A 22,808-nucleotide genomic window follows, 5' to 3' on the forward strand; every position below is an offset into this window, starting at 1 on the left:
AGCTGTAGCAGCTCGCGGTAATCATCCATCTCTTAAACAATTACATCATGATCTGAGGATTTAAATCTATTGAAATCTGCAGATGATTCTGAGCGGTTTCTTTTTGGTAATGCTCCAAAAGAGTGCGTAAATGCTGATTCAGGTCAGGCTCTCGTTTGTATTTTATCAGACATTGATAGCGATATCTATTGTTGATTCGACTAATGGGCGAAGCAACCGGGCCCAATACGATAGAATCCCGATTCAATCGTGAGCCTAAATAATTGGTGATTTTCTCAGTTACACTCACCGTCTTCATTAAGTCTTCATGTGAAACGGTTATAAGGACAACATAATAATAGGGAGGGTAATGACTTTGCCTCCTTAGATGCATCTCCCGTTCATAAAAAGCATCATAATCCTGTAACGCAGAAAGCTCGATGCTGTAGTGCTCAGGCGTATAGGTTTGGATGACCACCTCTCCCGGAAGCTGATGACGTCCCGCCCTTCCGCTGACTTGAGTCAGCAGCTGGAATGTTTTTTCCGAAGAACGGAAATCAGGCAGATGTAGCATCGTATCAGCTGAAAGGACTCCAACAAGGGTGATATTAGGAAAATCAAGTCCCTTGGCAATCATTTGTGTGCCTAACAATATGTCGGCCTTCCCTTCACCAAAGGCATTCAGCAACCGTTCATGTGAACCCTTCTTACTCGTCGTGTCAACATCCATTCGTATTACCCGTGCTTCAGGGAGGATTTTTGCAAGCTCCTCTTCAACTTTTTGAGTTCCTGTACCGAAGAACCTTATATGTTCACTTTCACAATCAGGGCAAACGGAAGGCATTCCTTCTTCAAAGCCGCAATAATGGCATTTCATTATATCATTAAAGCGATGATATGTGAGTGAAATGTCACAATTAGGGCAGTTGATGACCAATCCGCAGCTTCGGCACATCACAAAGGAAGAATGTCCCCTTTTATTTAGCATCAGAACTGTTTGCTCCCCCTTCTCCAGCCGGTCTTTCAGCTTTGTAAAGAGCAGTTCCGAAAACATGGAACGATTTCCCGTTCTCAATTCTTCCCTCATATCTACAATATCCACTGCCGGCAACGCATTTTTATTCATCCTCTGGCTAAGGGTCAATAATTTATAGACGTTTTTCTTGGCTCTCGCAAAAGATTCAAGTGTAGGTGTAGCGCTGCCAAGAATAACCGGACATCTATATGATTTTGCTCTTTCAATGGCGACGTCTCTGGCATGGTACCTTGGCGTTTCTTCTTGCTTATAACTGGATTCATGCTCTTCATCAATGATAACCAGTCCCAGGTTTTCAAAAGGAGCAAACACGGCTGAACGCGCGCCAACCACCACTTTTACTTCTTTACGGTGAATTTTTCGCCATTCATCATATTTTTCACCTACGGATAAACCGCTATGCATGACAGCTACCTGCTCCCCAAATCGTTCCTTAAACCTTTTCACCGTTTGTGGCGTTAAAGAGATTTCAGGTACGAGCATGATGGCTTCCTTCCCTTTTTCGATGACAGAGGCAATTGCCTGTAGATACACTTCCGTTTTCCCGCTGCCGGTTACACCATATAAAAGGAAAACATCATGTTCATCATAATGAATTTTCTCGTGGATGGGCTTCAAGGCAGCAGCTTGTTCAGCTGTTAGTGTAAAGGGAGTGGATTTTTCGAACACACGGTTTTCATATGGATCACGGTATATTTCTTGGTCCATTTCCGCCAAGGCACCTTTTGACACTAGGGATTTGACGGTACCGCTTGATGTATTTATCAATTCAAGCAATTCTTTTAACGGAATTGGTTCTTGATGTTCAATAAAATAATGAAGGAGTTCCTGTTGTTTTTTTGCATGGCTGGACATGGCCGATGCCATTTCTTTCAGTTCCTTAGGGGAAAGCAAAGGTTTAATGACACGGACCGTCTTCTTATTAAGTCGGTTTTTCACATTATATACGAGCTCAAGATTGCCATTTTGCATTTCCTTTTGGAAGAGGGAAGCGTCCTCCCCTTCAATCACGTCTTTCCATGATATTGAATCATTTTTCCCGAAAAGGTTTTGAATGAAGGGAGGGAGCTGATCCTTTTTATCTACAACGACTTTGATCACTTTTTCATACTTTGCTTTCATCGCTGCCGGAAGCATGGCCTGTAGCGCTGAAATTTTAAAACACATCGCCTCTTTGGTCAACCAGTCACCCAACTGAAGCAATTCACCATTGAGGATGGGCTCCAAATCCATTGGTTCTTTTATATAGCGTAATTTCGCAAAGTCGCTTTTAGCTTTTAATCCTGTGACGAAACCCTGCACCATTCTTGGGCCAAAAGGGACGATGACTCGCATTCCGGGCTTTATGACTTGATTCCACTTTTCAGGTATGCGATAGTCGAATTCCCGATCCGTTTGTTTAGCAGGTACATCCACGATGACGGATGCTATATCCATAAGACATCATTCCTTTTGCTTGCGAGATACTTCTGCCAGGATGCTTTTAGCTATATCCGCTTTACTCATTTTTGGAAGTTCTGTCGCACTTCCATCTTTATCGTAAATGGTCACAATGTTCGTATCCGTTCCAAAACCTGCCCCTGCGACGGTAACATTATTGGCAACGATCATATCTGCATTCTTTTTGACTAATTTTCCTCTTGCGTATTCTTCAACGTTATTCGTTTCAGCAGCAAAACCTATCAAGATCTGATGAGTTTTATTTTCACCGAGTTCCTTAAGGATATCCTTTGTCCGTTCAAATTCAATCACATTTTCCCCTGGCTGCTTTTTCATCTTTTGAGCATGATAAATTTTCGGTTTATAGTCCGCCACTGCAGCCGTCATGATCACGACGTCACTGGAATCGAACTGATCGAATACCGCATAATACATATCAGCTGCTGATTCCACTGGTATTACTCTAGCCTTGGAAGGTGGCGTCAAGTTCACTGGGCCTGTAACCAATATTACCTCAGCGCCCATTTCTATTGCTTGCTCAGCTAGGGCATAGCCCATTTTTCCGCTGGAATGATTCGTCACGTAACGCACCGGATCGATTGCTTCACGAGTCGGTCCTGCCGTTATCAAATATTTCTTTCCTTTGAGAGGCTGTTGTCCTGATTTGTGTTCACCGAAGTATCGATTAAGGTGTTCTACGATTGTTTCTGGTTCCTCCAATCGTCCCTTCCCTACATAACCGCAGGCCAAATACCCTTCACCCGGTTCAATGAATTGATATCCAAACGACCGAAGTGTCTCCATATTTTTCTGAACCGCTGAGTGAGCGTACATGTGGACGTTCATTGCCGGCGCAACCCAAACAGGTGCTTCCGTTGCCAGTAGTGTGGTCGTGATCATATCATCCGCGATTCCATTTGCTACCTTACCAATGACATTCGCGGTTGCCGGAGCCAACAAGATGATATCAGCCCAATCAGCCAAGTCGATATGGGCTATGACTGAAGAATCCTTCTCATCAAAAGTATCTGTGTATACGTCATTTCTCGAAAGTGCTTGAAAGGTGAGCGGCGTCACGAATTTACGTGCCGATTCACTCATGATCACTTTAACATGTGCACCTTCCTGAGTTAACTTACTTGTCAGGGCAGCAGCCTTATATACAGCAATCCCGCCGGTGACACAAAGAAGTACTTTTTTATCGATAAGCATGCAAATTTCCCCTAACTATACATTCTTTTATTTTAATTATGACGGAAAACCGAAGAAATTTCATTTGAAATGCGCAATCTCCTATGGTTTTCCCGAACATTCCATATCTTTGCCCATTTTAATCAATGACTTCCGGTACTTTTTTTTGAAACCAAAACAAACAGGCCTGACACCTTGGCCGCAGAAAAGGAAGCACTTTCCAAATGTAACGCTCCTGTTTGCTTTAGGGTGTCAGACCCGATAGGTCAAACTATGTGTTCTTTTAGTTTTCCTCGTAAGAATTATCGTAAGTCAATTTACCGGAATGAATTTCTTCAAGGGCACGGCCTACTGATTTATGGGAAACCGGTTTAGTTACGAGGCAATTATCTTTAATTTGCATTTCCCTGGCACGTTTAGCTGCCACTGATACAAGTGAGTATTTTGAATCGATTTTAAGTAATAGAGAATCAATTGATGGATATAACATTATTTATTCCGCCTCCAACATTTTTTTATATAAAACAGCAACTCTTTCCCGACGGCAATGCTCGGCAATTACAATTGCATTAATTCTAGCACATGCGGAATCCACATGATCATTTTCAACAACATAATCATACAGATCCATAAGTTCTATTTCTTCCTTGGCCACTTTCATCCGTCCTTTTATCGCTTCCTCCGTCTCGGTTCCACGAGTAACGATACGGCTTTCAAGTTCGGTCAAACTTGGAGGTGCAAGGAAAATGAATAGTCCTTCTGGGAATTTCTCCCGGACCTGTTTAGCTCCTTGAACTTCTATTTCCAGAAATACATCTTTTCCAGAATCAATTGTTTCACGGACATAATCTACGGGTGTTCCATAATAATTACCGACGAACTCAGCATATTCCAGCAATTTTCCTTCTTCGATCAGTGCTTCGAATTCCTCACGTTTTTTGAAGAAATAGTCCACTCCGTCCACTTCACCATGGCGAGGCAGCCGTGTCGTCATCGAAATTGAATATTCGAATGCCGTTCCTGGCTGAGAAAAAATAGCCTTCCTTACAGTTCCTTTACCAACACCGGATGGACCGGACAAAACGATTAATAAACCTTTTTCTCTCATATTGTTTCAGTTACCCCTCTTCTACGCTGTCATCTCTATCTTGAAGCCGTGCAGCAACCGTTTCCGGTTGAACGGCAGATAAGATAACATGGTCGCTGTCTGTAATTATAACGGCCCTCGTTCTTCTACCATATGTAGCATCTATTAAGGACCCACGGTCTCGGGCGTCTTGAATGATCCTTTTAATCGGAGCCGATTCAGGGCTCACGATAGATACGATCCGGTTTGCGGAAACGATATTCCCAAAACCAATATTAATGAGCTTGATTGACATTTTTGTCCCCCATTCATATCTATTGTCACCTTGTTAGGTTCATCATAAACCGACTACTCGATATTTTGAACCTGTTCCTTTAATTTTTCAAGCAGACTTTTCATTTCCACCACTTCTTTAGTAATGGCCGAATCATTTGCCTTTGATCCAATCGTATTTACTTCCCTATTCATTTCCTGAACAAGGAAGTCCAGTTTTCTTCCAATTGGTTCACTATGGATAAGCGTCCTTGAAAATTGCTGTACATGGCTATCGAGTCTGGTCAGTTCTTCATTTATATCACATTTGTCAGCAAAAATGGCCGCTTCTGTAACAATGCGGCTATCTTCAATCAATCCTTCAGTCAGCTCGGCCAGTTTGATTTGCAGCCGTGCTTTATATTTTTCTACGACTGAAGGTGCATGCATTTTGACCCCTGCTACAATCTCATCAAACTTAATAAGCTGGCGTTTCATATCCAAGGCCAGCTCCTGACCTTCCAGATTCCGCATTTTTTTCAGATTTTCCAATGCCCCCGTTACCGCCTTCAATAACAGAATTTCCAAATCGGCAGGTACGGCAGGTACTTCTTCCGTCATGAAAATCGATTCAAGTTGCAGCATATCCTGTAATGTAATGGAACTTTCCAGATTGTATTTTCCTTTAACTTCATCCATCAAACCCACATACTGATCAGCAAGATCCCAATCGATCTTCACCTTTTTGGAAACCAGGCCCTCACCTTCCACTGTAATGAAGATTTCTACCCGTCCCCTTCTTATGTATTGATTCGCCTTCTTCTTCACCTTTTCTTCCAAAACCAAAAGCTGGCGCGGCATTCGAATCGTATATTCACAAAAACGATGGTTCACGGTCTTAATTTCGGCAAAAACCTTGACCTGTCCATTTTCCGCTTCATCTCTTCCATAGCCCGTCATACTGGTAACCATGGTTCCACATCCTATCAAACATAATGTAGTAATTTGGCCTCTAACATTCATCATATATTAGCTACAGTACGAAAACTTCAGCTCACAAATAAAATACTACAAAAATAAAAAGGCAATAGAGCAAGACTCTACCACCTTAAAGATTATATCATATATCATTGCGCTTTTCTTGCTAAAAAGGTTCCAGCCAGTAAAAAAGTTGGAATGGATGCCATTCCTATTACTAATAGCCAATCCCTCCCCGAAATCGGTACCGTATGAAAGATTGTTTGTAAAGGCTGTACATACATGACGGCTACCATCAATAATAGGGAGGACAATACCGCCCCCACTAGATAAAGGTTCCCGAATGGATTTCTCGAAAATATCGAATGTTCACTTCGGCAATCAAATACATGTATTAGCTGAGCTAGGACCAAGGTAGCGAACGCAATCGTTTGTGCATAAGCAAGGTTATCCGGATTTGCACGATATACTACATAGAATGCGATCAATGTAGAAATCCCAATCAGAAAACCGCGTGAGATAATCTTCCAGCCAAGCCCTCTTCCAAAAACACCTTCATTCGCATTTCTCGGATTCCTTTTCATTACATCTTCTTCTGCGGCATCCAGACCCAACGCCATCGCAGGCAGTCCGTCGGTTACAAGGTTCACGAATAAGATCTGGATTGGTATCAAAGGTAATGGCAAGGCACATAGCATCGCAAAAAACATGACCAAAATCTCCCCAACATTGGAAGCAAGCAGATAACGGATGAACTTCCTGATGTTTTCATAAATATTCCTGCCTTCTTTGATGGCCGATTTAATCGTGGCAAAATTATCGTCAACCAAAATCAAGGAAGAAGCTTCCTTAGCGACATCAGTCCCGGTGATGCCCATGGATATACCTATATCCGCTGATTTTATCGCAGGAGCATCATTGACGCCATCTCCTGTCATTGCAACGACATGTCCTTTATTTTGCAAGGCTTTCACGATTTTCAACTTATGTTCCGGGGAAACGCGGGCAAATACCGAAACACTTTCTACAACTTCCTCAAGTTCCCCGACTTCCATGTCCGCCAATTGCCGACCTTCCAGTACACGGTCTTTTCCTTTTAAAATACCAAGATCTTTAGCTATTGCCTTTGCGGTTATTACATGGTCGCCAGTAATCATGACAGTTTTGATCCCGGCATCCCGGCATTCCTTAACTGCCTGCTTCACTTCCGGTCGTGGGGGATCAATCATACCCTGCAGCCCCATGAAGGTCAGATTGCGCTCAGCTTCGGTTTCATGAAGCAAAATCGTTCCTTTTGAAAGAGGTTTATAACCAACAGCTATCATTCGAAGTGCCTGCGATGCAAGCCCATTCATGTCCTGTTGCACCCTTTCCTTACTCTCCCGATTTAATATTTCCGACCTTCCTTCCCAAAGAATCGTGTCGGACTGGGCGATCAATACGTCAGGTGCCCCTTTTACGATGACGAAATGATTATCTTTATCATCTTTCACTATGACACTCATCATTTTGCGGCCCGAGTCAAATGGAAACTCCTTCACTATCGTAAACCTCTTAGACAAGTGTTCCCTCGTCAATCCAGCTTTCATTGCCGCGACTAACATCGCACCTTCTGTCGGATCACCGTCTAAAATATATTGTTTACCATTCTCCTTTAACTCAGCTTTATTACAGAGCATGCCGAATGTAATTATTTGAAGCAAGGCATTATGGTTTTTCGGTGCAACTGAAACCCCCTCTAAAGAAAACTCTCCGACAGGATTATAACCAGTACCGCCGACATCCCAAGTTTTCCCTCCACTCCAAACCTTCGTCACCGTCATTTTGTTTTGTGTCAGTGTACCTGTCTTATCTGAGCAAATCACCGTTGCGCATCCAAGCGTTTCTACTGCAGGGAGCTTGCGGACAATCGCTTTTTGTTTGATCATACGCTGAACGCCTAAAGACAAGGCTACGGTCACAATGGCTGGCAGGCCTTCGGGAATCGCTGCAACAGCCAAGGATACTCCGGCCAAAAACATAGTATAGAGGTCATGCCCTTGAATGACGCCAGTCAGGACCACGATTACAGTTAATACTAAAGCCATGACGATCAAAATTTTGCCTAGTTGCTCCAACCGCCGTTGAAGCGGTGTTTCTTTTGTTTCTGCAGTCTGTAGGAGGTCCGCAATCTTGCCCATTGCCGTATTCATTCCTGTAGCGGTTACGATTCCGACTCCATTTCCTCTTGTTACCATCGTTCCCATAAAAGCCATATTTTCCTGATCACCGATACCTTCGACCTCATTCACCAACGGATCGGAACATTTAACAGCTGGAAGTGACTCGCCGGTAAGTGCAGACTCTTCTATTTCAAGGCTTGAATGGTCGATGATCCGTAAATCGGCACCAATTCGGTCACCGCTCGAGAACTTCAGGATATCCCCTACAACGACTTCTCTCGAAGGGATTTTCAGCCATTGGCCATCCCGAAGAACGTTAACTTGCGGCGCTGCCATTTCCTTTAGGGCATCCAGGGATTTTTCAGCTTTCCGTTCTTGAAAAAAACCAAGTAATCCATTTAAAAAAACAATCGCCATGATGGCAATCGCATCAATATATTCACCCAATATCCCGGAGACTAATGTCGCGGCAAGTAAAACTATAACCATAAAATCTTTGAATTGGGCGAAAAATAAAAGAATGGCAGACTGTTTTTCCCCTTCTTTCAATTCGTTAAAGCCATGCTTACGCAGCCTGTCCTTAACTTCATCATCGTCCAAACCGTGTGTAACGTTTGTTTGAAGCGCTTTCTCCATTTCTTGATTATTCATTTCCTTGAACTCCATCAAGTATCACACATCCCTTTGAATAGAATGAATTAGGCTCCTGTATACATCTTAACAGGCGCTCTTTGCTTTACTCATCCGACACCTGCCTGCTTACCGATACATAAAACAACCTGCTCTTCTTCCATGATTATTCAGACTCGTCCAAAATAATGCTATAATTAAACAGAATTGCGGAAAGAAGAACGATCCGGATAATAAAATGAATGAACGACCGCTAATCATGATGAATGGACAAAATCCAATTAATCTCAGAACCTAAAGAAGCAGCCATTCAATATTCCTGAACTGCAACTCCTGCTTTTCACCCAGTACGCTTAAATTTGTGATACAGCTAAAAGGTCAGCCCTGATGAATTGATAACACCTAGCAAAATGAGTATCTTAGAAAATCTTATGTAAAGGAAGTAAAAATAGAATGTCATTTGATGGATTATTTACGAAAGCGATGACGGAAGAAATCGCTTCTTTATTAAAAGGTGGACGAATCAATAAGGTCCATCAGCCTTATAAAAATGAAGTAATACTGGTTGTTCGTGCTGGAGGTAAAAACCATAAGCTCCTATTATCAGCACACCCAAGTTATTCAAGGGTGCAATTGACCGAGGAAAGTTATGAAAATCCCAAAGAAGCACCCATGTTCTGTATGCTTCTTAGGAAGCACCTCGAAGGCTATACAATAGAAGATATTTATCAATATGAACTTGATAGGATGATCATTTTTGAAGTGAAAGGCCGCAATGAACTCGGTGATGTCTCACAAAAGCAGCTAATCATCGAAATCATGGGGCGTCACAGCAACATTGTTTTAGTCGATAAAGAACGGAAAATGATTTTGGACAGCATTAAACATGTTTCACATGCCGTTAACAGTTATCGGGCGATATTGCCCGGCCAGGAATATAAGGCTCCGCCCGCACAAGAAAAGAATAATCCCTTTGAGGCTAACGAGGACGAGATCAGGAAGAATATTGACTTCAATGCAGGAAAGCTGGATCGACAGCTTGTTGCCCATTTTTCAGGAGTTTCACCATTAGTTGCAAAGGAAGCCGTCTACCGGGCTGGACTTGCCAACAGCACGACCCTTCCATCGGCTTTTTTAAGGATTATCCAAGAAATCTCGGAGCAGAACTATGCTGCGACGATCAAACAAGATGGAAATAAAGAAGTTTTTTATATGCTTTCACTGGAGCATCTGAATGGGAATCAACGTACTTTTTCTTCATTGAGCGAGATGCTCGACCGCTATTACTTTGGAAAGGCAGAAAGAGATCGGGTTAAGCAAAAGAGCCAGGATGTAGAACGTTTCATTAGTAATGAAATCGAAAAGAACTCAAAAAAAATCGGGAAGCTCGAACGCACATTAAAAGATACGGAACGCGGAGAACAGTATCAGTTGTTCGGTGAACTGCTTACAGCTAATCTATATCAAATGAAAAAAGGCATGAAGGAAATAGAAGTCGTCAATTATTATGATGAAGAACAAAGTATGGTCACCATCCCGCTTGACCCATTAAAAAATCCATCAGATAATGCACAAAAGTACTTCTCCAGATACCAAAAGTCCAAAAATGCAGTTGGAGTCGTCCAAGAACAAATCGAAAAAACAAAATTGGAATTGGCCTACTTTGAAGCCTTGCATCAGCAGCTCCTATCAGCGTCACCCAGAGATATAGAGGAGATTCGCGAAGAACTGCAGGAAGAAGGATACATTCGGCAAAAAAAGAAAAAAGGCATGAAAAAGCCCGCAAATGCAAAACCGCAGCTTGAAACTTATTATGCTACAGATGGAGACCTCATTTTTGTCGGGAAGAATAATAAACAAAATGATTATCTGACGAACAAGTTTGCACGCCGTGATGAAATATGGCTTCATACCAAAGATATACCTGGCTCACATGTTGTGATTCGAAATGAAACGCCAAGTGAAAAAACGATAAAAGAGGCAGCCGTATTAGCAGCTTTCTTCAGTAAAGCAAAGCAATCGAGCTCAGTCCCCGTTGACTTCACACAAGTTCGCCATGTTAAGAAACCGAATGGTTCTAAGCCCGGGTTCGTGATCTACGACCAGCAGCAGACCGTATATATTACACCGGATGCCGATACCGTCATATGCTTAAAGGAAGCGGTAAAGGATTAAATGGTAAAAAACATAGAGGTGGCCCAATCTACTTGATTGGGCCACCTCTATGTTCATGCTGAAATCCAAGCCGTATCAGCAGGATTTTCTCGCCATTTTTTTAGTTTTTCCAATTCTTCTGCTGTGATGTACCCTTTTTCATTAGCGACTTTTATCAAAGTAGAGTAGTCACTCAACGAATGGTTAATAATGCCCTCAGCATCGAATTTTTCTTTTCCCTTTTCCAATCCATAAGTAAAGATCGAAACGACCCCAAGAACATCACAGCCAGCTTCTTTCAGCGCGTTAACAGCAGTAATCACACTTCCGCCGGTTGAAATCAAGTCTTCTACAACCACCACTTTTTGTCCTGGAACTGCGCGACCTTCGATTTGATTGCCCTTTCCGTGTTCCTTGGCTTTGGATCGAACATAGCACATCGGTGCATTTAATTTTTCACTCACCCAAGCTGCATGCGGAATGCCGGCAGTTGCTGTACCTGCAATCAGTTCAGCCTCAGGGAAATGCTGTTCGATCAATCCTTTCAATCCTTCCGCTATTTCATTGCGAACCTCTGGGTATGACAGGGTCAAGCGGTTGTCACAATAAATGGGGGATTGAATTCCAGATGCCCAAGTAAAGGGGTCATTCGGCTGTAAGTACACTGCTTTTATTTCCAATAGATGTTCCGCTATCTTATTATTTAACATGATATTCCCTCCCAAGCTGCTTTCATATCCAAATACGCCTTTAATGGATCTGCCGCCCCCGTTATGGCTCTCCCTACAACGATGGCATCCGCCCCAAAATCCCTAGCCTGTTCAGGCGTGGCAATTCTCTTTTGATCATGCGTCATCCCACCAGCACTTCGGATTCCAGGTGTGATTGTTAAGAATTCATGGCCAATACGTCCATGTATGTTCCTTACTTCATGTGTGGAACAGACGACGCCATCCAATCCTGCCTTTTTAGTAAGTTTTGCATACTGGAGGACCGAATCCTCCAGTAATCCGGCAATGTTTTGTTCTTCATTCATTTGTTCTTGTGACGTGCTCGTCAGTTGGGTAACCCCTATGCATAATGGACGTTTTTTCCCAGCGGACGTTCCCTTATCCAGACCTTCCATGGCTGCTTCCATCATCTTTTGTCCACCAGCCGCATGTACATTGACCATGTCAGCACCTAAAGTTGCCAATCCTGCCATGGCCATTTTGACGGTATTCGGAATATCATGAAGCTTCAAGTCCAAAAACACATCGTGTCCTTGCTCTTTTACGAAAGAAATTATTGATGGACCATTCTGATAAAATAATTCCATCCCCACTTTCACAGCCAGTTTTTCCGAATGGAACTGTTTTAGGAATTCTTCTGTTTGAATGAGGTCAGGGAAATCAAGAGCGATGATTAGCGACTGTTTCATTTTGCTTCCAGCTCCTTCCGGTACATTCTGAAATATGGTCGAACCCAAGCTCATCCAACAATTTCGGTAATTCTTCGATGATGGTCGGGCATACAAAGGGATCCACGAAGTTCGCAGTTCCCACCGCAACAGCACTGGCACCCGCATAGAAAAATTCAATGACGTCTTCCGCTGTAGCGATGCCGCCCATTCCGATTATTGGAATAGACACTTGCTGGCTAACCTCATAAATCATCCGGAGCGCGACAGGTTTTATTGCAGGACCCGATAATCCACCCGTTCTGTTAGAAAGGATCGGTTTGCCAGTTTTTAAATCCAATCTCATGCCGACTAATGTATTTATCATTGTCAACCCGTCGGCCCCGCCATCTTCCACTGCTTTGGCCATTTCCACAATATTACTGACATTTGGTGAAAGTTTCACATATACAGGGACCGAAGATACTTCCTTGACCGCCTTGGTTACCTCTTTGGCAACTTCCGGAACCGTACCAAAAGCTATACCACCTTCTTTGACATTCGGACAAGAGATATTCAATTCGAGTGCTTTTACATTCCCCACCTTACTTATATCACTTGCAACCTTTACATAGTCAGCTATTTGCGAACCCGCAACGTTGGCGATGATGGGAACATCATACCTGCTTAGCCAGGCCAATTCTTCACGGATGACCTTTTCTAGACCAGGATTCTGCAGACCGATGGCGTTCAGCATTCCCGAGGAAGTTTCTGCAACACGCGGAGTCGGGTTACCGAACCTCGGCTCAGGAGTGGTCGCTTTGATCATGATCGCCCCAAGAATATCCAAGTCGAAAAATTGACTGTATTCACGGCCGAATCCAAAGCAACCAGATGCTGGCATGACCGGGTTTTTCAAGTGTAATCCTGGTAATTCAACTGAAAGCCTGCTCATAATACCACCTCTCCTGCCCGGAATACGGGTCCATCGCTGCATACCTTTTTATAACTGAAACCAGTTGGATCATCCCCTGTATGACACACACAGGCAAAGCATGCACCGATGCCGCATCCCATTCTTTCCTCGAGGGACAGGTAAAGCTTTTTCTCGCGATAGCCCGCTTCCAACGCTCTTAACATTGGTGTGGGCCCGCATGAAAAGATCGTTGCAAACTCTTCCTCCAGGTTGTCTATTACAGTCGTAACAAATCCTTTTGTCCCATATGATCCATCCACCGTGGCAATATAGGTATCACCTAATTCACTGAATTCCTTTTCGTAAAAGATGGCTGACTTGGTCTGGAAGCCTAATACATGGATTACCCTAACCCCTTTTGCAACCAACATCTGTGATAATTGATACAGGGGCGGGACACCAATCCCGCCACCAACCAATAATGCCGTTTCACCCTGTTTGGCCTCATGAACGGGAAATCCGTTACCAAGGGGTCCAAGGATATCGACCGCTTCCGCCTCTTTACGCTGTGATAACAGCGTCGTTCCTTTACCTTCAGCCCGGTATATCATCGTGAACTGTTTTTTACTGCTGTTGTAAGAAGAAATTGAAATCGGGCGTCTTAACAATGGCTCAGTGCCTTCTGTTGTCTTGACTTGGACAAACTGGCCTGGTTGATTCATCTCTGAAACCAATTCACCTTGCAGAGTAAGTTCAAAGATGGATGGGGCCAGTTCCTTATGATTTAACACCTTCATTCTTTCCTTCTTGATCATATATAGCTCACCTCACGACTTTTTTCCGTTTTTCCCATTGCTTCTGCCGAGAAGGTCATTGATTCTATCACCCTTAAAATAGCTTCTGCCGTATCAAGTGATGTTAAGCATGTCACTCCATTTTCAACCGATTCACGTCGGATCCTGAAACCATCCCTGGCAGGCTGCTTACCTTTTGTCAAAGTATTTATGACAAATTGTGCTTCCCCGTTCCGGATAACATCCAGTAAGTTTGTACCTTCCTCGCCAATTTTACCGACAATCGCAGTCGGGATTCCGGATTGCTCCAATAAGGCAGCAGTTCCGCTGGTGGCTATAAGCTTGAACCCGATATTATGGAAACGTCTTGCTAAAAGCAGCGCTTCTTGCTTATCTTTATCCGATATCGTCAATAACACCGAACCATGCCCCTTAATTTTGAAACCGGAAGCGACCAGCCCTTTATATAAAGCCTTCTCAAGGGTGCTATCTTTCCCCATAACTTCACCAGTCGATTTCATTTCAGGTCCGAGTGAGATGTCCACACCTCTTAATTTTGCAAAAGAGAAGACCGGCACTTTCACATAAACCCCAGTTTGTTCCGGCACTAACCCCGATTTGTAACCTTGACTTTCAAGTGTGTGGCCCAAGATGACCTTCGTGGCTAAGTTAGCCATCGGCACATTCGTAATTTTACTTAAGAATGGAACGGTTCGGCTGGAACGCGGATTTACTTCAATCACATACACTTCTTCATTGCTGATGACATATTGAATGTTCAAGAGACCAATTATATTCAAGCCTTTTGCCAATCGGGTCGTATAATCAATGATTACTTCTTTTTGTTTTTCCGTTAAATTTTGAGGAGGATAGACTGCAATCGAATCACCTGAATGGACGCCGGCACGTTCGATATGTTCCATGATTCCAGGGATAACGACCGTTTCACCATCGGAAATTCCATCGACTTCGATTTCCTTACCCGTTAAGTAGCGGTCTATCAGGACAGGATGATCCGGATTTATTTTAACGGCATTTTTCATGTAATGAAGCAATTCTTCTTGTTTATAGACGATTTCCATCGCTCTTCCTCCGAGGACATACGATGGCCTTACTAATACCGGGTAACCAATATCTTCAGCTATGATGATCGCTTCATCAACCGATGTTGCGGTTTTACCCTTTGGCTGCGGAATACCTAGATCCTTAAGTGCTCTTTCGAATTTATTGCGATTTTCCGCCCTATCCAAGTCTTCAAGTGAAGTACCAAGGATCTTCACTCCTCTTTCAACAAGGCCATCTGCAAGGTTGATTGCTGTCTGTCCTCCAAACTGGACGATGACCCCTTCCGGTTTTTCCAAATCGATGACATGCATGACATCTTCAATAGTCAATGGTTCGAAATAAAGTTTGTCCGAGATACTGAAATCCGTCGAAACTGTTTCGGGATTATTGTTAATGATGATCGCTTCATATCCCGCTTCTTTAATGGCCCATACCGAATGTACAGTCGCATAATCAAACTCTACTCCTTGCCCTATCCGAATTGGGCCTGATCCCAGAACAATGACACTTTTCTTGTCAGTTACGATGGACTCATTCTCATCTTCATATGTCCCATAAAAATACGGTGTTTCCGATTCGAATTCGGCAGCACATGTATCAACCATTTTGTAAACAGGGATGATTCCTTGCTGTTTCCGATACTCATAGACGTCAATTTCGGGAACTCCCCATATTTCTGCAATCGTTTTGTCAGAAAATCCTAGTTCTTTAGCCTTTTGCAATACTTCACAATCAAAAGAATGCTCTTTAAGCTGCTTTTCAAAGTCGATTATCTTTTTCAACTTATGCAAGAAGAATAAATCGATCTGGCTCCATTCGTGGATGGTTTCGATCGTTTTCCCCCTTCTTAACGCTTCACCGATATAGAATAACCGCTCATCTCCAGCTTTTCGGATCCGTTTCTCTATTTTCCCATCCTCAAACTCCTCATTCAAATTAAGATGGAATATACCCGCTTCAAGGGAACGGACAGCTTTTAAGATTGATTCCTCGAATGTACGGCCGATTGCCATGACTTCCCCGGTCGCTTTCATTTGGGTACCGAGTCTACGGTTGGCACTTTCGAACTTATCGAATGGCCAGCGTGGAATTTTTGTAACGACATAGTCCAGTGCCGGTTCAAAGCTGGCATAGGTTTTGCCAGTGACAGGGTTCATCATTTCATCAAGCGTCAAACCAACGGCTATCTTTGCTGCAAGTTTTGCAATTGGATATCCTGTTGCTTTTGAAGCAAGCGCCGACGAACGGCTGACCCTCGGGTTCACTTCAATGACATAATATTGATAGCTGTTTGGATCTAGCGCAAGCTGAACATTACATCCACCTTCAATTTTCAAGGCACGGATAATCTTCAAAGAGGTATTTCTAAGCATTTGATACTCTCTGTCACTTAATGTTTGGCTTGGTGCGGCAACTATTGAATCGCCTGTATGGACACCGACAGGATCGAAGTTTTCCATATTACAAACGACTATTGCATTATCATTGGAATCACGCATCACTTCATATTCCACTTCTTTGAAACCGGCAATGCTCTTCTCAAGCAGACATTGGTGAACCGGGCTGCTTTTCAGGCCACCCTCAACAATCTCGATCAGCTGCTCTTCGTTATCACAAATCCCACCGCCTGTTCCACCAAGCGTGAAGGCTGGACGGACAATGACCGGATAGCCGACTCGTTCAACAAATGTATAAGCCTCTTCCAAATTATGAATAATGTCGCTGTCAGGTACTGGTTCCCCTAAATCGTTCATTAGCGTCCGGAAAAGGTCACGGTCTTCTGCTTGTTGGATAGCTGAAAGTTTGGTCCCAAGAATCTGTACATTGCATTCTTCCAGAATTCCTGCTTCGGCAAGCTCGACTGCCATGTTCAGGCCAGTCTGTCCGCCCAAGGTAGGTAGCAGTGCATCCGGGCGCTCTTTACGAATGATTTTGCTAACAAATTCCAATGTGATCGGTTCGATATAAACCGCGTCTGCCATTTCACTGTCTGTCATGATTGTAGCAGGGTTAGAGTTAATCAAGATCACTCGATACCCCTCTTCTTTTAAGGCTATACACGCTTGGGTTCCTGCATAATCGAACTCGGCGGCCTGTCCGATGACAATCGGACCGGAACCAATTACTAGGATGCTTTTTATATCAGTGCGTTTTGGCATGTTTTTTCCCCCTTGTTGGTTGCAGCTTCAATCATTTGTAAGAATTCATTGAATAAGTAGTTAGCATCTTCCGGTCCCGGTGATGCTTCCGGGTGATATTGTACGGTAAAAGCCGGATACTCTTTATGGCGCAAACCTTCAATCGTATCGTCATTCAATGCTGTATGTGTCACAATTAGATCCGTACTTTCAATCGAAAGCTCTTCAACTGTATATCCATGATTTTGAGATGTGATGGATACCTTTCCAGTCCGAAGGTCCTTAACCGGGTGATTAGAACCTCGATGGCCGAATTTTAATTTTTCCGTATCCGCCCCATTTGCAAGTGCAAATAATTGATGTCCTAAACAGATTCCGAATAACGGCACTTGTGTTTGGATTGTGCGGATCATTTCAAGCGTCTCATGAACACTTTTAGGATCTCCAGGACCGTTCGAAAGCATCACGCCATCCGGATGATATTGCATCACTTCTTCAGCCGTAACGTTATAAGGTACAACCACGACATCACAGCCGCGTTTCGTCAACTCACGTAAAATCCCATGCTTCATGCCATAGTCTACAAGAACTACCCGTGGGCCTCTGCCCGGGCTGGAATAAGGTGCTTTTGTTGAAACCTGTTTTACTTGATTGGAAGGGATCACCGTTGCTTTCAACTGGGAAACCACTTCTTTTGCATCTTTATTGATATTGCAGAGCACCCCTTTAAGTGCACCTGATTTCCTGATGATTCTTGTCAGCTTTCTTGTATCGATTCCGCTTATTCCAGGTATGTTCTTCATTTTCAGGTATTCATCAAGTGATAATTGGTTTCGCCAGTTGGAAGGAAGTTCTGCTGTTTCCTTAACGACGAATCCTGATATCGCTGGATTGATGGATTCAAAGTCATCCCGGTTTATCCCGTAGTTCCCGATTAATGGATACGTAAGTGTAACGATTTGACCGCAATAGGATGGATCGGATAAAATCTCCTGGTACCCCGTCATCCCTGTGTTAAAAACGACTTCACCTATTTTTTCTACGTCCCCTCCGAATGCTTCCCCAAGGAATACTGTCCCGTCTTCTAAAATTAGCTGTCTTTTCATCCTTGAACACGTCCTTTTTCCCAAGCTATTTTTCCTTCCGCAATCGTCATGACTGGCCAGCCATAACATTTCTTTTCATTAAAAGGTGTATTTTTTCCTTTTGAAGCAAACTCTTCAGTATTAATTTCTTTTTCCGTTTCCAAATCGATGAGCACGATATCCGCAGCAGCACCTTCCTTTAGCTCTCCATAAGGAAGGGAGAAACTTTCAGATGGTTTGATTGTCATGAACTCGATCAATTGCTTTAATGTTATGACACCCTTTTTAACCAATTCGGTGTAAAGCAGCGGGAAGGCCGTTTCCAAACCTACTATTCCGAAAGGAGCCAGCTGCATTCCCTGCGCTTTTTCCTCTGCCACATGCGGGGCATGGTCTGTTGCTATAAAATCGATGGTTCCGTCAAGCAGTCCTTCAATCAACGCATCCCGATCTTCACGTCCCCTTAATGGCGGATTCATTTTATAATTCGTATCAAGACCCGGTATATCATCTTCGCACAATAATAAGTGATGCGGTGTAACTTCGGCTGTGACGCGGATACCGGCGCGTTTGGCATCCCTTACCGTCCTAACCGATTCCTTCGTGGATATATGGCAAACGTGATAATGGCAGTCCGCCGCTTCCGCAAGGAGGATATCCCTGGCAATATGCACAGCTTCACATACGGACGGTATCCCATTGATCCCCTGTTCTTTTGAGAATCTTCCTTCATGGACGGACCCTTTATTGATTAAGCTATTGTCTTCACAATGAGCAACAATGGCCATATCTTGAGCGGCGGCCCGTTTCATCGCTTCCAGCATCATCCCGGCTTCTTGAATTCCTACGCCATCGTCCGTAAAGGCGAAAGCACCCGTTTGTTTTAACGAAGTAAAATCGGTCAACTCCTTGCCTGCTTCCCTAATCGTAATGGATGCATATGGAAGTACCCTGACATGAGCCGTTTCTTCAATTTTTCTGTTAAGCGCCTCAAGGTTCTCCACTGTATCAGGAACTGGCCTTGTATTAGGCATCGCCGCTACCGTAGTGAAACCGCCTCTTGCCGCTGCAAGCGTTCCACTTGCGATTGTTTCTTTTTGTTCACCGCCCGGTTCGCGCAGATGGACATGCAGGTCAACGAATCCTGATGTAATAAGTAACCCTTCAGCGTCAACTACTTTACAATTTTCCGTTGCCAAGTTCTCGCCGATTTTTGTAATGACCTTGCCTTCTATTTCAATGTCCGCTTTTTTGAATGAGTTTTGATTATCTAGCAATACTCCATTTTTGATTACTGTTTTCATGAATGTTTCCCCCTTTGGATTGTTCAAGCACATTTTTTAATACGGCCATTCTAATGAACACGCCATTCTCCATTTGTTTAAAAATTCTTGAGCGGCGGCATTCGACTAAATCACTGTCTATTTCAACACCGCGATTTATAGGTGCAGGATGCATGATGATCGCATCCGGTTTCATATTTTTTTCACGTTGTTTGGTCAGGCCGAAACTTTCCAGATAATCTCCATTTTCCTGATCGTATTTTTCAATATGCCTTTCATGCTGTATTCTGAGCAGCATGACCACATCCGATGTTGCTACCGCATGATCGATGTCTTCATACCTTCCTAAACTGTTTGTTCTGTCAAACCATTCAGGCGGACCCGAAAATACGACATTCGCTCCTAAACGAGTTAATGCTTCTGCATTCGATTTCGCAACCCGACTATGCCTCACATCACCGATTATCGCAATCTTCAGACCTTTGAAGCTTTTAAACTCTTGTTTTATTGTCAATAAGTCCAGTAATGATTGGGTTGGATGATTTCCGCAGCCATCCCCTGCATTGATTATAGGAATCCTGATCTTCTCATTCAATTCGTCAAAATAATTATCCTGTTCATGACGGATGATCAAGGCATTTACACCTATTGCTTCTAACGTTTTAACAGTGTCATATAAGGTTTCTCCTTTTAACACCGATGATGTACCCGCATCAAAGGGAATGACCTCAAGTCCCAATTTTCTTTCAGCCATTTCAAAGCTTGATTTTGTACGTGTACTTGGTTCAAAGAAGAGATTGGCAACTGTGGTCTGCTGCTTTGGATTCCAGCTAGATCCGTTGGCAAAACACTCTGCCTCATGTAAAATTCTTTCAATTTCAGTTAAAGTCAATTCATTCATGGTCAATAATTTTTTCATTGATCCTGCTCCTTTCACATTTGTGATGCGGGGCATAAAAAAACACCCCGCCATTAAGGACAGGGTGTAGGTCATAAAGATAGTGAGGATACGGAATGGTTTACACTTTATCCCGTTCTCATTCATTATCTTTACAGCAACACCCTTTTAAGCCTCTCTGGACTTCTTTTAAAAGGTGATTTATTGTTTTGATGCAGTATCTTATTTTTCAAATATATCTCCGGATATTTTTTCCCGGTCTGGAAGAATCAAGTTAAGAAGGATTCCCACGATGGCTGAAAGTGCCATTCCGGAAAGCGATACCGTTTCCGATAGTTGCACGAATGCGCCTCCGATTCCTAACACCAGGATGACTGAAGCTATCATCAGGTTTCTTTTCTTATCAAAATCGACCTTATTATCAATCAGCATCCTCAATCCACTTGATGCGATGATACCGAAGAGCAAGATGGAAATGCCGCCCATCACAGCTGTAGGTATCGAGCTGATGACTGCTGAAATCTTGCCGTTAAAGCCAAAGATGATTGCAGTCAATGCTGCCCCTCCGATGATATACACACTATACGCCTTTGTCATCGTCAGGACCCCAATATTTTCACCATATGAAGTCAGCGGCGGCCCACCGATGAAAGAACCGATCATGATTCCTGCTCCATCTCCTAAAATCGAACGATGCAAACCTGGTTTTTCCAAAAAGTTTCTGCCGACTACTTTGCTCAGCACCATCTGGTGTCCGATATGTTCTGATAAGGTTACGATGGCGACCGGTACCATGATGGCAATGACCTCCCATGAGAAGGACGGTGTGTAGGTTACATATGGAAACATGAATTCAGGCATTTCCCACCATTGTGCTGACTTGATCGGTTCATAATCTATTATTCCTGCAACAGCCGAACAGCCGTAGCCCACTATGATTCCCATTAAAATCGGAATCAAGTTAATGAATCCCTTAAAGAACACGTTGCAGATGATGGTTACCGCTAAAGTGATCAGTGCAATGACTATATATGTGACGCTGTATTTATCTTGTGGATCATACATTGCCATGTCCACGGCCGTTCCAGCAAGGCTTAATCCGATTACGATAATCACCGGACCCACCACAACCGGGGGAAGTATATTCATTAACCAGCGCAATCCGACTTTTTGGATAATCAAAGCTACTATCCCATATATGAACCCTGCTGCAAAACATCCGATCATGGCCGCTTCCGGACCTCCTAGGGCCTTTGCCGCGATGATTGGCGAAATGAAAGCGAATGATGAACCGAGATAAGCTGGTATCTGCCCTTTGGTTATCAATAAGTATGAAAGTGTGCCCAATCCGCTTGAAACCAGTGCTACCGCCGGGCTTAATCCTACCAAGAATGGCACCAGCACCGTTGCACCGAACATCGCGAACAAATGCTGGATGCTTAACGTGATCCACTGGCCAGCCTTTGGCACATCCTCGACATCCAGTACTATGTCCCTTTTTGTTTCTTTCATTTCCGTATCCCCCTCATGAAAATTCCATCAAAACTGCAAAAACCCTCTTTGCCATATACAAAGAGGGTTTCTCAGAAGGCGAATGCCTATGCATAGGCACAGCTCTCCCGATTGACTCCCCTTTGCCAGCCTCTCTGGACTGTCTTTAAAAGGGTAATATGAAATTTTCATGTTGTTTAATTTTCTAATATAGTAACTTGATCTAAATCATCAACTTCTGTTAAAGTAACTGTAATTTTTTCAGATTGGGAAGTCGGAACGTTTTTACCGACAAAATCTGCGCGAATCGGCAATTCCCTATGTCCCCTATCTACTAATACGGCAAGCTGGATCTGCGAAGGTCTTCCCAAATCAACCAAAGCATCCATTGCCGCTCTGACGGTTCTGCCTGTGAAAAGAACATCATCCACTAAAATCACTTTCTTGTCAGTGATATTGACCGGAATGTCTGAGCCTTTTACGATAGGTTCCCCATCATTGGTCTTTTTCGATAGGTCATCGCGATAAAGTGTAATATCCAGTTCACCCAGTTCTATTTCCTTGCCTTCTATTTGATTGATGCGCTTTGCAAGTCGGTCAGCGAGGAAAATCCCGCGTGTACGTATCCCGATTAAGACGCAATCCTCAATCCCTTTATTTTTCTCAATTATTTCATGGGCAATTCTCGTCAAGGCTCTACTAATGGCCTGTTCATCAAGTACTATGGCTTTCTCATTCAACACGTCGGCCACCCCGATTCCATTTTTCTGATAGGTCAATTTCAACAAAAAATCCTCATACCAAGAAGGCATGAGGATTTTATCGCCATGGGCAGAATCATCCCACTTTGC

Annotated in this window: 18 protein-coding genes; 1 reads left to right on the forward strand and 17 read right to left on the reverse strand. The window is 43.4% G+C overall.

What is annotated here, in order from left to right:
- Nucleotides 1-40: 40 nt before the first annotated feature.
- From priA to IOC57_RS04080, 7 genes are all read right to left on the reverse strand, one after another.
- A complete protein-coding gene (gene priA, locus IOC57_RS04050) occupies nucleotides 41-2,452 on the reverse strand; it encodes a primosomal protein N' (protein ID WP_207437515.1) in 2,412 nt (803 codons plus the stop codon).
- Between the two features lie 6 nt (nucleotides 2,453-2,458).
- Nucleotides 2,459-3,667, reverse strand: a complete 1,209-nt coding sequence (gene coaBC, locus IOC57_RS04055; RefSeq protein WP_207437516.1) for a bifunctional phosphopantothenoylcysteine decarboxylase/phosphopantothenate--cysteine ligase CoaBC — start codon at nucleotides 3,665-3,667, stop codon at nucleotides 2,459-2,461.
- A gap of 262 nt (nucleotides 3,668-3,929) precedes the next feature.
- Nucleotides 3,930-4,136 (reverse strand): DNA-directed RNA polymerase subunit omega, encoded by a 207-nt coding sequence (gene rpoZ, locus IOC57_RS04060; protein ID WP_098371057.1) that lies wholly within the window; start codon nucleotides 4,134-4,136, stop codon nucleotides 3,930-3,932.
- A 3-nt stretch (nucleotides 4,137-4,139) separates the two neighbouring features.
- Entirely contained in the window at nucleotides 4,140-4,754 is a 615-nt protein-coding gene (gene gmk, locus IOC57_RS04065) for a guanylate kinase (protein ID WP_207437517.1), read from the reverse strand.
- Nucleotides 4,755-4,764: 10 nt separating this feature from the next.
- Nucleotides 4,765-5,028 carry an extracellular matrix/biofilm regulator RemA gene (gene remA / locus IOC57_RS04070; protein ID WP_034313813.1) on the reverse strand — a complete coding sequence of 88 codons (264 nt, stop codon included), beginning with the start codon at nucleotides 5,026-5,028 and terminating at the stop codon, nucleotides 4,765-4,767.
- Between the two features lie 53 nt (nucleotides 5,029-5,081).
- The gene (locus IOC57_RS04075; RefSeq protein WP_207437518.1) at nucleotides 5,082-5,957 is read right to left on the reverse strand and encodes a YicC/YloC family endoribonuclease; all 876 of its coding nucleotides are present in this window, start codon (nucleotides 5,955-5,957) and stop codon (nucleotides 5,082-5,084) included.
- A 155-nt stretch (nucleotides 5,958-6,112) separates the two neighbouring features.
- The gene (locus tag IOC57_RS04080; protein ID WP_207437593.1) at nucleotides 6,113-8,791 is read right to left on the reverse strand and encodes a calcium-translocating P-type ATPase, SERCA-type; all 2,679 of its coding nucleotides are present in this window, start codon (nucleotides 8,789-8,791) and stop codon (nucleotides 6,113-6,115) included.
- 417 nt (nucleotides 8,792-9,208) lie between these two features.
- Here IOC57_RS04080 and IOC57_RS04085 point away from each other — a divergent pair, with 417 nt between their 5' ends.
- Nucleotides 9,209-10,930, forward strand: coding sequence for an Rqc2 family fibronectin-binding protein (locus IOC57_RS04085; protein ID WP_207437519.1), 1,722 nt, complete (start codon nucleotides 9,209-9,211; stop codon nucleotides 10,928-10,930).
- 53 nt (nucleotides 10,931-10,983) lie between these two features.
- Here IOC57_RS04085 and pyrE read toward each other — a convergent pair whose 3' ends face one another.
- From pyrE to pyrR, 10 genes are all read right to left on the reverse strand, one after another.
- A complete protein-coding gene (gene pyrE, locus IOC57_RS04090; RefSeq protein ID WP_207437520.1) occupies nucleotides 10,984-11,619 on the reverse strand; it encodes an orotate phosphoribosyltransferase in 636 nt (211 codons plus the stop codon).
- Nucleotides 11,613-12,329 carry an orotidine-5'-phosphate decarboxylase gene (gene pyrF, locus IOC57_RS04095; protein ID WP_207437521.1) on the reverse strand — a complete coding sequence of 239 codons (717 nt, stop codon included), beginning with the start codon at nucleotides 12,327-12,329 and terminating at the stop codon, nucleotides 11,613-11,615. Before pyrF ends, pyrE begins: the two co-directional genes overlap by 7 nt.
- Complete coding sequence (locus IOC57_RS04100) at nucleotides 12,301-13,242, reverse strand: dihydroorotate dehydrogenase (protein WP_207437522.1); 942 nt, start codon at nucleotides 13,240-13,242, stop codon at nucleotides 12,301-12,303. Before IOC57_RS04100 ends, pyrF begins: the two co-directional genes overlap by 29 nt.
- Entirely contained in the window at nucleotides 13,239-14,018 is a 780-nt protein-coding gene (locus tag IOC57_RS04105; protein WP_207437523.1) for a dihydroorotate dehydrogenase electron transfer subunit, read from the reverse strand. Before IOC57_RS04105 ends, IOC57_RS04100 begins: the two co-directional genes overlap by 4 nt.
- Complete coding sequence (gene carB, locus IOC57_RS04110; RefSeq protein WP_207437524.1) at nucleotides 14,015-17,221, reverse strand: carbamoyl-phosphate synthase large subunit; 3,207 nt, start codon at nucleotides 17,219-17,221, stop codon at nucleotides 14,015-14,017. Before carB ends, IOC57_RS04105 begins: the two co-directional genes overlap by 4 nt.
- Nucleotides 17,200-18,306, reverse strand: coding sequence for a carbamoyl phosphate synthase small subunit (locus tag IOC57_RS04115; RefSeq protein WP_207437525.1), 1,107 nt, complete (start codon nucleotides 18,304-18,306; stop codon nucleotides 17,200-17,202). The genes carB and IOC57_RS04115 overlap by 22 nt, the downstream gene beginning before the upstream one ends.
- Complete coding sequence (locus tag IOC57_RS04120) at nucleotides 18,303-19,589, reverse strand: dihydroorotase (protein ID WP_207437526.1); 1,287 nt, start codon at nucleotides 19,587-19,589, stop codon at nucleotides 18,303-18,305. Before IOC57_RS04120 ends, IOC57_RS04115 begins: the two co-directional genes overlap by 4 nt.
- Complete coding sequence (locus IOC57_RS04125) at nucleotides 19,552-20,487, reverse strand: aspartate carbamoyltransferase catalytic subunit (RefSeq protein ID WP_207437527.1); 936 nt, start codon at nucleotides 20,485-20,487, stop codon at nucleotides 19,552-19,554. Before IOC57_RS04125 ends, IOC57_RS04120 begins: the two co-directional genes overlap by 38 nt.
- 201 nt (nucleotides 20,488-20,688) lie before the next feature.
- Nucleotides 20,689-21,978 (reverse strand): solute carrier family 23 protein, encoded by a 1,290-nt coding sequence (locus IOC57_RS04130; protein ID WP_207437528.1) that lies wholly within the window; start codon nucleotides 21,976-21,978, stop codon nucleotides 20,689-20,691.
- Nucleotides 21,979-22,154: 176 nt separating this feature from the next.
- Complete coding sequence (gene pyrR / locus IOC57_RS04135) at nucleotides 22,155-22,697, reverse strand: bifunctional pyr operon transcriptional regulator/uracil phosphoribosyltransferase PyrR (protein WP_286184524.1); 543 nt, start codon at nucleotides 22,695-22,697, stop codon at nucleotides 22,155-22,157.
- Nucleotides 22,698-22,808: the final 111 nt, after the last annotated feature.

This window comes from Bacillus sp. SD075, from assembly GCF_017355165.1.
Lineage (GTDB): Bacteria > Bacillota > Bacilli > Bacillales > DSM-1321 > Peribacillus.

Coding starts and splice junctions, on each gene's coding strand:
- priA (WP_207437515.1), bottom strand. CDS start 2,452: ATGGATATAGCATCCGTCATCGTGGATGTACCTGCTAAACAAACGGAT.
- coaBC (WP_207437516.1), bottom strand. CDS start 3,667: ATGCTTATCGATAAAAAAGTACTTCTTTGTGTCACCGGCGGGATTGCT.
- rpoZ (WP_098371057.1), bottom strand. CDS start 4,136: ATGTTATATCCATCAATTGATTCTCTATTACTTAAAATCGATTCAAAA.
- gmk (WP_207437517.1), bottom strand. CDS start 4,754: ATGAGAGAAAAAGGTTTATTAATCGTTTTGTCCGGTCCATCCGGTGTT.
- remA (WP_034313813.1), bottom strand. CDS start 5,028: ATGTCAATCAAGCTCATTAATATTGGTTTTGGGAATATCGTTTCCGCA.
- IOC57_RS04075 (WP_207437518.1), bottom strand. CDS start 5,957: ATGGTTACCAGTATGACGGGCTATGGAAGAGATGAAGCGGAAAATGGA.
- IOC57_RS04080 (WP_207437593.1), bottom strand. CDS start 8,791: ATGGAGTTCAAGGAAATGAATAATCAAGAAATGGAGAAAGCGCTTCAA.
- IOC57_RS04085 (WP_207437519.1), top strand. CDS start 9,209: ATGTCATTTGATGGATTATTTACGAAAGCGATGACGGAAGAAATCGCT.
- pyrE (WP_207437520.1), bottom strand. CDS start 11,619: ATGTTAAATAATAAGATAGCGGAACATCTATTGGAAATAAAAGCAGTG.
- pyrF (WP_207437521.1), bottom strand. CDS start 12,329: ATGAAACAGTCGCTAATCATCGCTCTTGATTTCCCTGACCTCATTCAA.
- IOC57_RS04100 (WP_207437522.1), bottom strand. CDS start 13,242: ATGAGCAGGCTTTCAGTTGAATTACCAGGATTACACTTGAAAAACCCG.
- IOC57_RS04105 (WP_207437523.1), bottom strand. CDS start 14,018: ATGATCAAGAAGGAAAGAATGAAGGTGTTAAATCATAAGGAACTGGCC.
- carB (WP_207437524.1), bottom strand. CDS start 17,221: ATGCCAAAACGCACTGATATAAAAAGCATCCTAGTAATTGGTTCCGGT.
- IOC57_RS04115 (WP_207437525.1), bottom strand. CDS start 18,306: ATGAAAAGACAGCTAATTTTAGAAGACGGGACAGTATTCCTTGGGGAA.
- IOC57_RS04120 (WP_207437526.1), bottom strand. CDS start 19,589: ATGAAAACAGTAATCAAAAATGGAGTATTGCTAGATAATCAAAACTCA.
- IOC57_RS04125 (WP_207437527.1), bottom strand. CDS start 20,487: ATGAAAAAATTATTGACCATGAATGAATTGACTTTAACTGAAATTGAA.
- IOC57_RS04130 (WP_207437528.1), bottom strand. CDS start 21,978: ATGAAAGAAACAAAAAGGGACATAGTACTGGATGTCGAGGATGTGCCA.